The 599-nt window shown below is 51.1% G+C and carries 1 protein-coding gene; it reads left to right on the top strand.

Annotated features, from left to right (window positions below; genetic code table 11):
- Positions 1–99: 99 nt before the first annotated feature.
- The coding region (locus A11A3_RS17185) for a DUF4372 domain-containing protein (RefSeq protein WP_040297532.1) at positions 100–599 on the top strand (500 nt) is incomplete at its 3' end.

The following is a 599-nucleotide window of genomic DNA, read 5'->3' as shown; positions in this document are numbered from 1 at the left end:
CCACTGCTGTCCCACAGTTTGGGATAAATGAAAAAGCCTGAACCTAACTGGTTACAATGATTCTGCGAGAAACACATTGTGATCAGGGAGGTTCAGGCTTTGTCACATCATAACACCGCCTTTCATCAACTACTCAAGCCACTTTCGAGACATGATTTTGAAAGGCTGGCCAAAGAGCATCATCACGGCCAAAAACTGAGATCCGCCACGCGCTGGGATCAATTCATTGGCATGGCCATGTCTCAGCTATCAGGGCGACAGAGCCTGCGAGATATCCAGTCGAACCTGGAAAGCCAAAAGCACAAGCTATACCACCTGGGTGCGAAGCCCATTGCCCGTTCCACGTTGGCTAGAATCAATGAGAACCAGCCCGCTGAGCTTTACGAGGCAGTATTCTACAAGCTCCTTCAGCGCTGCAGGAATCAGCCTGGCAGCCACAAATTCCGCTTCAAAAATCCGCTCTACTCGTTGGATGCGAGTGCCATCAATCTTTCTCTTAAGCTATTTCCCTGGGCGGCCCATCGTCCCGATACCTGCAACGTCAAGCTCAGTGTCGGACTCAACCACGGCACCCATGTGCCGGAATTTGTTGCCCTAAG

Origin of the sequence: Alcanivorax hongdengensis A-11-3, assembly GCF_000300995.1 — a bacterium.
GTDB classification, from domain to species: domain Bacteria; phylum Pseudomonadota; class Gammaproteobacteria; order Pseudomonadales; family Alcanivoracaceae; genus Alcanivorax; species Alcanivorax hongdengensis.
Note: the sequence above shows the minus strand (reverse complement) of the source record. Positions and strands in the feature narration are given on the sequence as shown.